At 63.4% G+C, this 14,681-nt stretch carries 12 protein-coding genes; 7 read left to right on the plus strand and 5 right to left on the minus strand.

What is annotated here, in order from left to right:
- Nucleotides 1-112: 112 nt before the first annotated feature.
- A complete protein-coding gene (locus tag ACLJPY_RS46050; protein WP_410597322.1) occupies nt 113-421 on the minus strand; it encodes a hypothetical protein in 309 nt (102 codons plus the stop codon).
- A 116-nt stretch (nt 422-537) separates the two neighbouring features.
- On the opposite strand from ACLJPY_RS46050, the gene ACLJPY_RS46055 reads away from it, so the two are divergent.
- A complete protein-coding gene (locus ACLJPY_RS46055) occupies nt 538-975 on the plus strand; it encodes a hypothetical protein (protein ID WP_410597323.1) in 438 nt (145 codons plus the stop codon).
- Between the two features lie 47 nt (nt 976-1,022).
- Here ACLJPY_RS46055 and ACLJPY_RS46060 read toward each other — a convergent pair whose 3' ends face one another.
- Nucleotides 1,023-3,011 carry an AAA family ATPase gene (locus tag ACLJPY_RS46060; protein ID WP_410597324.1) on the minus strand — a complete coding sequence of 663 codons (1,989 nt, stop codon included), beginning with the start codon at nt 3,009-3,011 and terminating at the stop codon, nt 1,023-1,025.
- A 299-nt stretch (nt 3,012-3,310) separates the two neighbouring features.
- A complete protein-coding gene (locus ACLJPY_RS46065) occupies nt 3,311-3,712 on the minus strand; it encodes a hypothetical protein (protein ID WP_410597325.1) in 402 nt (133 codons plus the stop codon).
- Between the two features lie 202 nt (nt 3,713-3,914).
- Here ACLJPY_RS46065 and ACLJPY_RS46070 point away from each other — a divergent pair, with 202 nt between their 5' ends.
- Nucleotides 3,915-4,064, plus strand: coding sequence for a hypothetical protein (locus ACLJPY_RS46070; RefSeq protein WP_410597326.1), 150 nt, complete (start codon nt 3,915-3,917; stop codon nt 4,062-4,064).
- 328 nt (nt 4,065-4,392) lie between these two features.
- Nucleotides 4,393-4,728 carry a hypothetical protein gene (locus ACLJPY_RS46075; RefSeq protein ID WP_410597327.1) on the plus strand — a complete coding sequence of 112 codons (336 nt, stop codon included), beginning with the start codon at nt 4,393-4,395 and terminating at the stop codon, nt 4,726-4,728.
- A gap of 179 nt (nt 4,729-4,907) precedes the next feature.
- Here the strand turns inward: ACLJPY_RS46075 and ACLJPY_RS46080 are convergent, their stop codons facing one another.
- Nucleotides 4,908-5,489, minus strand: coding sequence for a 3'-5' exonuclease (locus tag ACLJPY_RS46080; RefSeq protein WP_410597328.1), 582 nt, complete (start codon nt 5,487-5,489; stop codon nt 4,908-4,910).
- 720 nt (nt 5,490-6,209) lie between these two features.
- Here ACLJPY_RS46080 and ACLJPY_RS46085 point away from each other — a divergent pair.
- Together ACLJPY_RS46085 and ACLJPY_RS46090 are read left to right on the plus strand one after the other, a co-directional pair.
- The gene (locus tag ACLJPY_RS46085; RefSeq protein ID WP_410597329.1) at nt 6,210-9,827 is read left to right on the plus strand and encodes a hypothetical protein; all 3,618 of its coding nucleotides are present in this window, start codon (nt 6,210-6,212) and stop codon (nt 9,825-9,827) included.
- The gene (locus ACLJPY_RS46090; protein ID WP_410597330.1) at nt 9,802-10,197 is read left to right on the plus strand and encodes a hypothetical protein; all 396 of its coding nucleotides are present in this window, start codon (nt 9,802-9,804) and stop codon (nt 10,195-10,197) included. The genes ACLJPY_RS46085 and ACLJPY_RS46090 overlap by 26 nt, the downstream gene beginning before the upstream one ends.
- 200 nt (nt 10,198-10,397) lie before the next feature.
- Here ACLJPY_RS46090 and ACLJPY_RS46095 read toward each other — a convergent pair whose 3' ends face one another.
- Nucleotides 10,398-10,874, minus strand: coding sequence for a hypothetical protein (locus ACLJPY_RS46095; RefSeq protein ID WP_410597331.1), 477 nt, complete (start codon nt 10,872-10,874; stop codon nt 10,398-10,400).
- Between the two features lie 529 nt (nt 10,875-11,403).
- Between ACLJPY_RS46095 and ACLJPY_RS46100 the strand changes: the two genes are divergently transcribed.
- The gene (locus tag ACLJPY_RS46100; RefSeq protein ID WP_410597332.1) at nt 11,404-13,026 is read left to right on the plus strand and encodes a pentapeptide repeat-containing protein; all 1,623 of its coding nucleotides are present in this window, start codon (nt 11,404-11,406) and stop codon (nt 13,024-13,026) included.
- 502 nt (nt 13,027-13,528) lie between these two features.
- Complete coding sequence (locus ACLJPY_RS46105; RefSeq protein ID WP_410597333.1) at nt 13,529-14,641, plus strand: hypothetical protein; 1,113 nt, start codon at nt 13,529-13,531, stop codon at nt 14,639-14,641.
- Nucleotides 14,642-14,681 lie beyond the last annotated feature (40 nt).

Below are 14,681 nucleotides of genomic sequence, written 5' to 3' on the forward strand. Positions count from 1 at the left end.
CGCGCCCGATGGACGATGCGCTGGAAGCCAGTGATCAACGCGTTCGCCATCACCTTCGGTGACCGCTGGCCGGGAGCCGAAACCTACTGATCAACAACGCCGGAAACACCGATCACGGGATAGACCCGACATCGAGACAACACAGTTCTCCGTCTCCGATGACAGCGACCGCAGCGTCGCGCAGGTCCGGCAGGGCGAACAGGACCACATCCGTGGCGACGCCGTCGCTGCCGTGCAATGGTTCGTCGACGCAGGCGGCGTGATCGATGATCGTCCCGGGATCGAGTTCGTCGAAGCCATCGAGTCCGTAGTGGAGATCGACGAACTCGGCGTACCAGTCTCGGCCTGGCCTCAATTCGCCGTACTCTTCCCCCTGTGCACCTGCGGCGCGGCCGACTGCAACCGGTGCGGCAGCTTCCAAATGACACCACGAACAGCCTCAGCCCTGTGGACCGCAGCCGGAGTCCTGGCCGATCAGGCCTACGACGATGTCCTCGAACACGGCGACGCACCAGTAGACGACGCTGGCGCTGGTTAGTGTTCGACGAATTCCCGCGGATCACCTGGCGACAGAACGCCGTCTGGCGCCGGCAAGCCGCACGCTCCTTCGACGACCTCAGCGACGACCTCGCCGCCGGAAAATGGCCCCAACCCCGCTGCCCCGCCGAAGAAATGGCCCTCCACCTCGTCCTCCGCTCAGCGGAAGCCGCCGTCAGCGACAACTGGGCCGATCTCACCCAACGCTACGCAGACCTGCCCGAACACGACGACGACCACGACTGGGACATGCTCACCGAAACCCTGTTCCAAGACATCGACATCCTCGCACTCTTCAGCAAACAACTCGACGGCATCGAAGACCCCGGCGCCGACCAAAACCGAGAGCTCGGCATCGGCGACTACCGACCGCAAGCCTGGTTCGAACGGTTCCTCAACATGGATCCACGGGACCCACGACGCCCCTTCCGCCGCTGACCGAGATCAACCGCCAGGACACCGAACCCACTGAGTCCACCTGAGACTCACGTAGTGAACTTAGCTGCACCGCACCGGCACGAGTAGGTCTTCGACATCTGCTTTGCCACGTAGCCGCGGCAGGAACCGCAGTACACGGAGTCCCACAGCTTCAACACCAGATCAGAGAAGTGGTCAGCTTCCGCGTCGGCGATGGAATCTGCGAGCTCATTGTAGTGCGCGCCGAGCTGGTTGCGCAGTGAGACAATCCCGCCGATCTCCTCGAACTGAGGTGCGAGCTCAGAGCTGTTCTTGACCTTGCTCTTGACCGAGTCCCAGAGCGTCTGCAGCGTGTAGCGGTCGTCCCTGGCCCGCGGCACAGCGGCCGGAAGCGTCCAGGACAGCGTGTTGCAGAGGGTCTCGAGCAACAAACCGGCCGCACCTGCGACAGTTCGCGGGGCGGCCTTGCGGACCAGGCTCCGCAGGTCGGCTGAAGGGTCCACGCCCGTCGACGAGATAATAGGGCCGTCGGTGAAGTCCCAGGACCGGATCTCCACGTCACAGTATTGGATGTTCGCATTGCGCAGCGCTTCCTGCACATGCCCGAGCCACAGCCGGTCGTGACAAGTAATGATTAGCTGCCAGTCCTTCAGATCGGCGAGGATGTGCTGGAGAAGCCGCCTGCGGATGGTCGCGTCAACACTCTGGATGACGTCGTCGAGGATGAGCACCTTCGCCTGGCCACGCAGAGCAGCGGCCTTCGCGACTTCGATGAAGAAGAGGATGGCGAGGAGGTCCTGCACGCCTTCGCTGAAGATCTGCTCGGGGGCGACTGTGGTGCCGTCCTTGAGGTGCACGATCATCCGAAGTCCGAGCGCGACGCTGCCGCCGACGGTCACCGCGAGCCGTTCGACGAATTCGTATCGAGTGACCGCGACCATTGCCGCGGTCAGTGGTGCGTCGATGTCGCCCAGCAATTCGCCAAGTCGTTGTACCTGCAGGGCGTGGTTCTCGAGCTCTTCCTTCGGTAGCTGCTTGGTGAGGTTTTTCGCGGCGGTGATGTCACGGTCGAGCTGCAGGTAGCGCTTCTTGGCCGCGACGTACTCGCGCGGCAAGCGTCCCCGAGCTGCAGCTTTCCAGTGGCCTTCGGGCTGCCCGTCGAGGTAGACGATGCGCAGCATGGCCATGACGGAATCGGTGGCTACTCGCGCCGGCTGTCCTGCGCGGCCGGCTAGGTCGTCGACGAACTGCTTGCGTGCGGCTTTTGCGGTGCGCTCCCGTTGTTGGATCTCCTGTACCGAACGATCCGTCGCACCGGCGGCGAACTGACCGACGAACAACTGGCCCCGTCGGGAACCCGGGGTGCCCAGAAATCGGACCAGGTCGGCGCGCTGCAGGAGGATGGGGGCAAGGGAGAACGCGAACGGCGTTGTCGACCCGGAAGTCCGCCATCCTCGATCGATCCTCTCAATGCTTTTGCTCAGCGTGGTGCCGTCCGTGAGGTTCACTGAAACCTCGGCTCGGCTCTCTTGGATGGCGAGGTTGATCAGCTGCGGGCCATCGTCGGCCCAGCCGGGTGCCTGCCTGCCGACAGTGCCCTGGCAAGCCAGCTCGATCGCGGTGACCAGGGTGGACTTGCCGACGCCGTTGTCACCGAAGATCACCACCGAACCGGGCTTGCCGCGGGTCGTCAGGTCCAGGTCGATCGGGGCTGACGCCGCCCGGAACCCATTCAATGCAACACGGGTGATCTTGGTTCTCGACTGGATCCCGACAGGCAGAGCCGGCGTCGTTGACAGTGGCAGCGCGCGGACCGGCGTGGGAGGCACGAACTGCGGGTACTGGCGGAGGTTCCGGATGGCCTCGCAGTGGTCGAGTACCTCGTCCTGCTCAAGACTGAATGCCTGGCGCCAGGCCGGAGTGACGCCGCTTTCTCGGAGTTTCAGGTAGAGCAACGACAAGTCACCATGCCACGGCTCGTCGCGGTGACCGTCGGCGATGCGCAACGCGGCTTCGACCAGGGCAAGCCGGGCAGCAGGACTCACCGCGTTCATCATCCGAAGATGGTCGAGCAGTAGGACTAAAGCGAGCGTTTTGCGTCGAGCGTCCGCCCTGGCGCTGCGTACGATCGTCAGTACCAATGATGTGCGCGTCCGCGCTCGGAGGGTACGGTCGTGCACGCGTCGCCACGCAGAGCTGGCCGAAACGACGCCGAGTTTCTGGTCTGTGCCGAATCGCTTCGCCAGACCTTCAGTAAGCGCTACGAAGGGGTCATCCGCTGGTGGGTTCTGCCCACCTCGACCAAGGTCGGATCTCGACGATTTCGGCATTTCGGGTATGTACCTCCTCACGACGCTCAAAGCCAACGAACCACGGCACCGAACCGACGAAGCGGCCACAGTCCATGGCGTCGCAACAACGCATAGCCGACGAACACGGCTATCCACACAACGACAAGCATCCACTTCAGCGCGCCGCCCCAATTGAGCAGGCACAGCAGCTTCTGCAGCGGCCACGAAGCCATCAGAACCGCTCCCAAGCCGATCACCGCCGCCAGGGCCAGCCGCTGCGCCCGGCGAGCAGGGCCGACAGCCTGAGCCGTGTCGACGAACGCCTTGACGAGCAGCAGGAGAACCAATCCAACGATCGACTCGATCGGTTCCCACGGGCCCTCCGCGGCCGAGATGCTGACCGCCGCCGCGAGCACCACGCCCAGTACCGCGGCTTGATCTACCTGGTCGCCGTGCCGGTTAGCCATGCCCGAGCTCCGCGCCTCCGCCAGCTTTTCGGGGACCCTGCACGTAGGACCACATCTTCATGCCGCTTCAGTCGGCACGGACTTCGATGTCGTTACTCGCTATCGTCGAGACGACCGAGGCGGGTGAGGTACGGGTGCGGCGGTGCGCCGAACCGCCCACCACCCGCGCGACCACGTACCGGGGCGATGGCGGTACGAAGGCATGCTAACCACCCGCCACGACAACCGGTCCACCGCCGACATCGTCTGGCTACGGCTGGTCCGCGAAGAGGTCGTCGGCGGGCTGCTGGTGATCGCCGTGTCGGCGGCTAGCGCTACCTCGCGATCTTGTTCAGCGCGAATCGCCGAGTAGCTCATAGGAGTCATGGCCGGTACACGGCACTCGCTCCGAGCATCGTGGCTCGACTACAGCGGAGGCGGCTGCGCCGGACGGTTAACCCGCGCCCGGGAAGCCGCACGGGAGCGACCATCACCGAACCGATATCCACGATCAACCTGATCCCCGATTCGTCCGGGGCTGAGCTTGCGCAGACATTACGCTCGGACCGACCGAACGGTCTGTCCTGGCGGGACGCGTCGTTCCAGCTGAGCACTAGATTCCTGCACCGCGGCAACGTCAGACTGGCCGACGTCTGCAGCGAACCCCCGCCCGGCCGCCCGGCGGCAGGGGTTGTCAGTAGATGTTGCGGAACGTCGCGTTGCGTCGCTGGCCTCGTGGCAGCGCGTCCTGGCTGAGCCAGGACAACACGACGAACCGCGACAGGACCCACGCCGGCGGCGCGTACCGCGATGTGGCCGCTGTGTACTGGAACTTCGGCTACGACCAGGCCCAGGGCACCATCACCCTGGGCCCCGACGTCCTCGAGATCGACACCGCAGTCACCGCGGCGGGCCCTTACGGACGCGATCTACCGTGCCGCACTCGCCATCGACCAGCGCGAAACGGCCCGGCTGCGCGAACGGACGATCCGCGCGCTGTCCAAGCCCGGCGCAGCGCTCGCTACGGTATCGCCTGAGGTCGACAACAAGATCTGGGTTTCAGTGCCGAACACCGACGGTGCCCACGAGAACCGGCAGAACGCGGCCCAGGCAGTCGTAGCGGCTCTACGTGCCGCCGGGCTGCGGCTCTCGTCGTCGCAGGAACCGCAGAGCACGAACCGGGGTGACCGGTTAGCACGAGGCGAAGCACTGTAAGTCACCAGTGACGCTCCGGCACCCCTGCTGCCCGCAGCATCTCGAACAGCTCCGTGATGCGCTGGGTGTAGGTCGAGGCGGTCGTGAAGATCAGCCGGTGCGCAGCCCGGGACAGCCCGACGAAGAACGCCGACGTCGACTCCTCCCGATCACGGGCATGCGCCCACCACTGGTCATCGTCGAGCCCGAGGAAGAAGACCGTGTGGTACTCGAGGCCTTTGCACTTGTGGACGATCATAAGCGCAACGGCGTCGACGGATTCGAACTCGTCTAACGCCGCAGGCCAGTTCTCGGCCTCATCTGCGACCGCGGCCAGGCGAGCCTGAAACGCATCGAAGATGACCTCGAGTTCCTCGCCGCGCGCGGCGGATCGGACGTAGCCGGCCAGTGCGTCGGCACCGATCGAGCCGACGACCTGTTCGACGGCTTCGCCCGGGTCGGCGGCGTCGACGGGGTTGTCGGCGAGCCAGGCCCGGGTGTCCTTGGCTAGCTGGGAGAGCTCGTCGTGAGTATGGCGGATCGCGGTGTCGTCGCCGGCGGCGCCGCGCACCTGCCGCAGGAACGCGGATGTCTCGACCCACACCTGGCCGAGCCCGTCGGGCTGGGCCGCCAGCCGAAGGACACCCAGCAGCAGCCGGGTGACGTCGTTCTAGCTGGGACGTTTGCAATCGCTCACGCTCTCAGTCAACTCAGTCGACCTCGTTCGACCTGCAGCTTCGCCCTTAATCGCCCCCTAGTTTGATAGCCAGCGTCGGGCGCAGCCAGGTGTGTGGGCCGCAGTGTTCCCCGCGTAAGAGCTGATGCATCAGCGAGGTCAGCTGTAACGCGACGCTGCCCTGGTCTCGACGACGGCGCGTATCAGCATCGTCCGGCATGTTGCAATCCAGGAACCTACAGCGATTGATCGAGTATGACTGCCGGACGTGTCGCCCTGCTTGTCACCTGCGTGTTGGTGGCTGGCCTGGGTACGTGGATCGCGATCGCGCGATGGGAGGACGCCAACAAGGTCGCGACAGCGGTATCGGCTTTGGGAGCTGTCGCCGCTGTGGGCGTCGCAGTGTGGGCTGTGGTACGGACACCCAGAACCACCAAGGCCATAGTGGTTACGGACACCGGCAAGGCGAATGCGACCTCCGGGGGACATGCGCTCACCGGCATCACGGGCACACCTGGTCACGACTCGATCCGGGTACAACGTACTGGCGACGCAGAGGCCTCCGGGGGCGGAGACGCCGTTAGCGGAGTGCAGCTGGACTGAAGCACGCCATCGATGGACGTCGGCGCCTGGCGTAGTGGGTGAGGGATGACGGATCGCAGGCAACGGATCACGGTGACCGACAGCGGCGCCGCGACCGCGACGCACGGGTATGCCAACTCCGGAGTCCACATCGGCGACGTCAACCTGCTGACCGGCATTCCAGTCAGAACTCGGTACCGCCGGCAAGTCCAGCGAATCGCTCCTCCCCAGCTGCTGGGCCGGGACGCCGAGCTGACTGAACTGGCAGAGTTCTGCACCTCGCCAGCAACGGCTGGGACCTACCAATGGCTGCGGGCAGGACCGTGGTCAGGCAAATCGGCGTTGGTGTCCTGGTTCGTCCTCCATCCCCCCGCCGGGGTGCGGATGGTGTCCTTCTTCATCACCGCCCGGCTGGCGGCCCAGAACGATCGCAGCGCGTTCATCGACAACGTGATGGAGCAACTGCTGGCACTGCTGGGCGAGTCACTCCCACCGTTCTTGACCGAGTCCAACCGGGAAGCACACCTACTGGGACTACTCGCCGAGGCAGCCGAAGCGTGCGACCGCCGCGGCGAGCAGTTCGTCTTGCTGGTGGACGGTCTCGACGAAGACCGAGGAGTGCACGACGGGCCGGACTCTCACAGCATTGCGGCGATGCTGCCCGCGGAACCACCGTTCGGGATGCGGGTCATTGTGACTGGCCGGCCGAACCCACCGATCCCGACTGATGTGCCCAGCTACCACCCGCTCCGGGACAAGACGACCATTCGATCGTTGAACCCCTCAGCGGAAGCACGAGAGATTCAGGAGGACACGCAGCGCGAACTGAAGCGGCTACTGCGCGGCTCGCTCGCCGAACAAGACCTACTGGGGCTTGTAGCTGCGGCGGGCGGTGGTTTGTCCGCACCCGACCTGGCCGAGTTGACCGGCTGGTCACCGTGGGACGTCAACGATCAGCTACGGACCGTGACAGGACGGAGCTTCACTGCCCGAGACAGCCACTTCCGCTCAGACGGGCCGGACGTTTTCCTCCTTGGACACGAAGAACTGCAGGTCGCCGCATTGACGATGCTCGGTCCGGCTCGAGTCGCAGGCTACCGCGATCGCCTGCACACTTGGGCCGAGCAGTATCGCGCACGACGCTGGCCAACCGGCACCCCGGAGTATCTGCTCCGTGGGTACTTCCGCATGTTGCAAGCCGCCGGCGAGTGGGAGCGCATGACCGATCTCGCCACTGATACCGCCCGGCAAGATCGCCTTCTCGACGTCTCCGGTGGGGACGCCGCAGTCCTGTCCGAGATCACCAGAACTCAAGACGCCATCGCCGCGCACGATGAGCCGAACCTAATCGCCATGGTCCGACTAGCCATCCACCGTGACCACCTCCGCGCACGCAGCAGCAACATACCAACCGAGCTGCCAGCAGCATGGGCGACTCTAGGGCAACTCAACAGAGCCGAGTCACTTGCCAACTCGATTCCTGACCTCCAAAGTCGCGCGAAGGCGTGGATACAAATCGCCCAGGCGCTAACGACGAGCGGAGAAATCCAGCGCGGAAGTGAATTCTTCGATCACGCCGAGGCGATCGCGCGGTCAATTCCGCGGCCCGGTACGCAAGCGTGGGCGCTGATGTGGGTGTGCCAGGCGGTGGCCAAGGCCGGTTACCACGACCGCGCCGAGGCGATCGCCCGCTCGATCACCGAACCCACTCAGCAGGCACTCGCGCTGGCCTCGCTGGTTTCGGCAGTGGCCAGCGCCGGCGACCGCAACCGCGCTGTAGAGATCGCGTACACCATCGACCCACCTGAGCAGCAGGCAAATTCGCTGACGATGCTGGCTGTAGCGACGGCTAGCGCCGGCAACCACCAACACGCCTACAAACTACGCAGTCACGCCGCGGCGATCATCCGGTCGATAGCCCAACCCGACAAACAAGCGTCGGCCCTCGTATTCCTGTCCGGGGTAGCGGCCACGGCCGGAGACCTCGACGGCGCCGAGGCGATCATCCGATCCATTACCGACCCAGACAAACAGGCACAGGCGCTCGTCACGCTCGCCGAGACTGTCGCCAGGACCGGAGATCACGAACGGGCCGAGGCTATTGCGAACTCCATCACAGACCTCGGCAAGCGGGCACATGCGCTCATGGGGCTGGCCGGAGCAGCAGCCACAGCTGGCGACCACGACGACGAAGACGGACTCCGTGAGCGCGCCGAGGCAATCGCCCGCTCGATCACCCAGCCCTCCAACCGAGCATCGACCTTGGCGTCGTTGGCACGGCAGACGGCCTGGCGCGGCGACCACGACCGCGCTGTGGCTATTGCCCATTCCATCGCCCAGCCCGATCAGCAAGCAGCGGCGCTCGTGTCGATCGCCGAGGCATTGATCAGCGCCGGCAACCACGAGCGCGTACGCGACCTCCTGCAGCAGGCCGAGGCCGCTACTCGATCCATCACCCACGCTGACCAGCAAGCACTGGCGCTCGCATCGCTGGCCAGGGTAGTAGCGCGGACCGGTGACCGCACGCGCGCCGAAGCGATCGCCCACAGCATCACCCAGCCTGACCAACAGGCATCCGCGCTCGCGTCATTAGTCGAGGCGGCTGCCAAAGCAGGCGACCACGACCACGCCGAAGCGATCGCTCGCATGATCACCCGATCGAAGCGCCAAGCATCAGCCCTAGTGTCGTTGGCTGGGATCGTGGTCAAAGCCGGGGAGCACGAACGGGCCCACAAGATCCTCCGCTTTGCCGAAGAGGTCACCCATTCCTTCACGCAGCCCGGCCCGCAGGCATCGGTGCTCGTGCTGTTGGCCGGGGCAGTTGCTAGAGCCGGCCACCATGAGCACGCCGACAACATCCTTCGCCGCGCCGAGGCGATGGCCGGTTCCATCACTCGACCCGATCAGCAGACATCGGCACTCGTATTACTGGCCGGGGCAGTTGCTAGAGCCGGCCACCATGAGCACGCCGACGACGTTCTTCGTCGCGCCGAGGCGGTGGCCCGTTCCATCACCGGCAGCGGCACGCAGGCATCGGCGCTGACGTCGCTGGCTATAGCACTGGCCAGCGCGGGTGACCAACAACATGCCGAGGTGGTTGCTCGTTCCATTATCCACCCCGACCAACGGGCACGAGCGCTGGAGTTCCTGGCCTGGGCGGCAGCGGGACGCGGTGAGCATAACCGCGCCGAAACACTCGTCTCCTTAATAACCCCGCCCGAAAGGCAAGCCGACGCGCTGGTGTGGCTCGTCAGGATGTCGGGAGGGGGCGACCACCGACGCGCCGAATCGCTCGCCTACTCCATCGCTCGACCAGACAAACAAGCCGAGGCGCTGGCGTTGCTGGCTGGAAACGTAGCGAGAGCCGACGACCGGCCGCACGCGCGTAGCCTGCTCAGCCACACCGAGTCGATCATCAATTCCGTGGTCCATCCTGGCAGGCAGGCAGGCATCGGCGCTCGCGGCATTCGCTGGGGCCGCGAGCGACCTCGGCAACCTCGAACACGCCGAGACGATCGCCCGTTCCATCACCGAACCCGACAAGCAGGCACAGGCACTCGCGTCACTGGCCACAGCCGTCGCCAAAACCGGCGATCATGGGTACGCCGAGGCGATCGCGCGTTCCATCACCCAACCCGACAAGCAGGCACAGGCGCTAGTGTCGCTGGTCAGCGTCGTGGCTAACTCCGGCGACTACGCCAATGCCGAGACGATCGCTCGCTCCATCACCCAGCCCGACCAACAGGCGTTTGCGCTGCTGTGGCTAGTCCGAGCTGCGGCCGAAGCAGGTGTCCAGGACCTCGCCGAGGCGATCACCTGTTCGATCACCCATCTTCAGCGACGGGCAGACGCGTTGCTGATAGTGGCCAAGCACAGTCCTCGCCCACGTAGCCTTCGCGCCGTTGCGGAAGTATTGTCAACATCCAGCTGGCAATTTCCAGTGAGTGACGTCTTACGACTCGAGCCGGACGCAGTTACGGCGATCAATGCCGAGCTGGCAGTTGCATGGAGATTCGAGCCGCTGGACATGACCCCTCAACCTGACGAGCGGTGACGTCTTCACAACCCGGAAGTACTAGGCCAAGACCAAGACGGGAAGCTGGCAAGTCTGATCGAGCAACGCCTAGACGAAATTCGGCGTTGCATACGCACCAGGTGGACCGAACGTACCTGGTCCTCGTCACAGGCGCTACCGTCGACTACTACCATCTAATCGCAGGCGTGCATAAGAGTCATTATGCATGGAACATGCACCTAGTTAAGGATGGCTGCAACCGTCAGAATGAGGCTCGCCGCAGTTGAGATAAAAACTGTAAGCAAGCCGACCAGTGCAGTGCCGCGTTCTCGCGCAGTGCCACCAGGAGTCCGCCAAACGCCAGCTGTCAGCAATAGCTGCCAAGTGAGCGCAGAGACCACAAACAGGGGAAGAAAAATCTTTGTACCGAGATTGAGTTGCTCTACGTTAAGCGACACGAAAGCCGCGACGGATGCAGCAATCAGCACGAGCCACGCAAGACCGGTCAGCACCCCGAAGTCTCTCCAGAAGGTTCCCTTCGCGGAATTGTCACTAGGCTGCCCAACCTTGAGGCGCTCTCGGCGGTTACCTGACGCACGAACCGGCCGGTCCGAGCCTCGATCCGTCGTACGCCTTGAGTGTTGAAGCTGCAAGAAAGCGATGATTGCCCCGACCACCCCAGCCATTGCACCCACGATCGAAGCTGCTGTCTCCACGACGATAGCGTACGTGACACTGCAGGACTTGGCTAACGCCGCTTCACATCTGCCGATAACAGCGACTATGTCGGCCGAGCAACTATGGCTGCTAACTGGCCCGCGTCTTGCCCACGTGTCGAACCACGACCCGCCCAGCTCGTGCACATGCCGCCAGCTCGGGCAACGCCGCGACAGCGACCGTCGTCGCCCCCACGACCGGCACGCTGCTTATGACAGACCGTGATCAATTCATGTGAGATGCCCTCTAAGCAGTACCGAGACAGGGATTCCTCCGCAACTCAACGTAACGATTCGGACGTACGCATACGCCCGTATGCGCGGCAAGAGTAACGGCAGAACAGCCGCACGCGACTACACGTCATATATCGTAACAGCCCCGCACCTCGGGAGGCGTCGTGAACAACCCCCGGTTTCCATTGCGCTATTCACTGCTGATGGAGATGTTCGCGAGCAGAGGTTCCGGATCAATGAGTTGCACACAAGTACTTCCTAGCAGGGACGTCAAAGTGCTACATGATCACAAAGCATGACGACTCCAAAACGCACGTCACGCGCCAGCGACACACGTGGCAAGCAGCTGCCGTGGATCGCGATAGCCGTGGTGATGGCTGTATTGCTTGTGGTGTCCGGCGTGGCGGTGTGGCAGGCATGGAATTGGTTGGACCGCTACGCTGAATTTGACAAGACCTTCGCAGGTAAAGACTTCGTTGCTTCGAAGCTGGACTCGGTCAAGATCGGATTGACCATCGTAGCTGGAGGTGGTGCGCTGGTCGCGCTGTACCTGGCGGTACGCCGACAGCGCACAGCCGAACAAGATCTGCGTGATCGACAAGCCGCACAGCAGCATATCGAGCTTGACGCGGCAGCCCGCCGCGTGACCGAGCTGTACACCAGGGCAGCAGATCAACTCGGCTCGGGCAACGCCTCTGTACGACTGGCAGGGTTCTACGCCCTGGAACGACTCGCCCAGGACAATCCGAACCAACGGCAGACCATCGTCAACTTGTGGTGCTCCTACCTGCGCATGCCGCGCGTCCCACAAGCAGACAACGCAAAAAAGCCTCACAGCCTGACGAGACCCCTTCAACGTAGAAGTGTCCATCGTCGCATCACCAGCCAGACATCTGACCGAACGACGGCTGCGGCCACGCGTGTCGAAGCGCGTATGGAACACGACGTCCGCACTTCCGTGCAGCGCCTGCTCACTGACCATCTTCATCCTCGACCAGATGCGAATGGCAGACCTACCAACAGTCGTTACTGGCCGGAACAGTTGAACCTCGACCTAACCGAGGCGACTCTCACCGACTTCCGTTTCGAGGGGTGCACTGTAGCCAGCATCCGATTCGACCGAGCCACATTCCACGGAGACGCCTGGTTCGATGACATCACTGTCAACGGCGACGCCTCGTTCGACGACACCACGTTCACGGGTGATGCATCGTTCTCCGATGTCAAGTTCGCCACCAAAGCCTCGTTCCGCAATGCCAAGTTCACCGGCTCCGCCTGGTTCCGCGGCGCGAGCTTCACGGGCGACGCCGTGTTCGACGACGTGACATTCAGCGGCGTAGTGTTCGGTGGCACCAACTTCATTCCTGGGGCCAAATTCGGCGGCCACACCTCCTTCCACAGCGCCACATTCACCGGTCACGCCAATTTCAATCGCGTCACTTTCAACGCCGCGAGCTTCCGAGGCGCCACATTCACCAAAGACACACGATTCGACAACGCGACCTTTGCCCGTAACGCCACGTTCGCCGGCGTTACGTTCGCAGACGATGCCATATTCAGTGACATCACGTTCGACGGCGACGGCTTGTACAACGACGCCAAGTTCCTCAGCCAGGTCTCATTCTTCGGCAGCAACTTCGCCGCCAGCGCCTTTTTCCACGACGCTGTGTTCGCCCCTGGTGCCTGGTTCGGCGATGTCAGGTTCGGCGGAGGTGTCGATTTTGGTGGCTCCAGATTCGAGTCGATGGCTGCGTGCCTAGGCGCGAAGGCAGATCTGGATGTCGGGGTCACTACCATGCGAACCCTGCCATCGGGCTGGACATGTAGCGAAGATGCGGTAGAAATAGTGAGCGAGGGCCGATGGGGCTTGCTAGTACCAGTGCCTGTGGTCCTCACCGAATCCAGCCTCGTCAACTGATACGTCTCAGCGGGTCCTTCGTCGAAGACTTACAGATGTCACTGAAACCCGCTGGCCCCCTTACCACAACAGCCGGACCAGCAGCGCGACCGTGTCCCGGTCCAGGGACACCGTGCGGCCGCTGGCCGTGGTCTTCGGCAGGCAGATCCGACCATCGGGCCGACGAACGTAAGAGTGCGGGAGGCGGATGGTCTTGGTGATGCAGCGGACGGCCGACGAGTGAGTGCGCGCTAACTGTTGACCAGACGAAACTCGTAGTCGCCTCGCCTGCCGCTATCCGACCAGATCGCCAGCATGTAGCTCACCACGGTTTCAGCCGGCCCAGGTCCAGGTCGCTGCACAGCTGGCACGGGGTGCAGGCGTGCGGGTTGTCGTTAAGCAGGCCATCCCTGCAGGTCGCCGATCACTTCATTGATCGTTTTCCAGGCATCGCAATCGCCTCGACACCTCCTGTAGGATCTCGCCACCCAGCGACTTGGCCAATGCGTGGGAGGCGAGCAGGATGGACGAAAAGGAAGGCAACCAAGCCGAGAGACAGAGCAACCACGGCCTTCTCCTGGGCATCTTGGGAGTTCTGCTTGCCGTCGCCGCCCTCGTCGTGAAGGTAAGCTTCCCGTTCTACCTCGACACCTGGCTTGGATTCGCATTCTTACTGATCTTCCTGCTGTCGTTGACCCGGCTGACCGCCCTTGCCCTGACTACGCGCAAAGGCCAGAGAAGGCCGGTTGCTCTTTCCGTGACGGTCGCAGTCATCTTGATCTCCGGGGCTCTCGTGGCCGTGGTCACCGAGCCCGTCTACAAAAGCGATGAAGCGATCGACTGCAAGTTCGGCAACGTGGGTTTTGGCGTCGGTGAAGGCCGCGTATGGGTGAAGGCCGAAGTCCCGCGCGACGGTACATATACGTTTCACATCAAGTGGGGAGCCGTCGAAGCAGCCAGGACAGTAGATTTGCACAGCGAAGTTTACTTCACATTCCGCAAGAAAGACTTCTGGTCGATCGGGTATGCGACAGCGTCCATTTCACCCACCGCCACGCTCTCCTGCGGAAACAACACGCCACCGTCCGGTGTCAAGAACATCGAAATAGTGGACACCGACTGGCACAAGCGAGCCGATGCGAACGCCAGCGCGTCATCTCGAACACCTCCGACCGGCACATCCGCGTCATCTCAAGCCAGCCCGGCCACGGTCCACCGGGTCTACTCCGATGTTTACGACCCTCCGCCGGTGCCCGGCCTCACCGTGACCAGCGGGCAGACGATCGAGGTTACACAACTCGACAGCAGACAGACTTGGAACTGCGCCGCTGGGGACACCACCCACAAGCCGGAGACGCCGTACGCCGGGATCGAGGGTGTCAAACACGACGGCGACTCCGAGTTCTTCCAGGCCCCCGGCCAGAACATCTGCCTGCTCATCGCCAGGGTGGGCTCCGAGCAGGACTGGCGACCGATTGGTCCGAAGTTCAAGTTCGTCGCTCAGGAGTCAGGCCCCCTCACGCTCATGGTCAACGAGATCCCGCCTCAGTTCTGCCCCTACCCTTCGGGGCCGCCAAACCCTTCGTGCTACTCGGACAACAAAGGTTTCATAGACGTCGTCATCGCGTTGAAGTAGCACAAACCCGACCGCCCTCACGGACGGCCGGATTCCGCTC

It is taken from the genome of Amycolatopsis sp. lyj-23, assembly GCF_046549135.1.
Taxonomy (GTDB): domain Bacteria; phylum Actinomycetota; class Actinomycetes; order Mycobacteriales; family Pseudonocardiaceae; genus Amycolatopsis.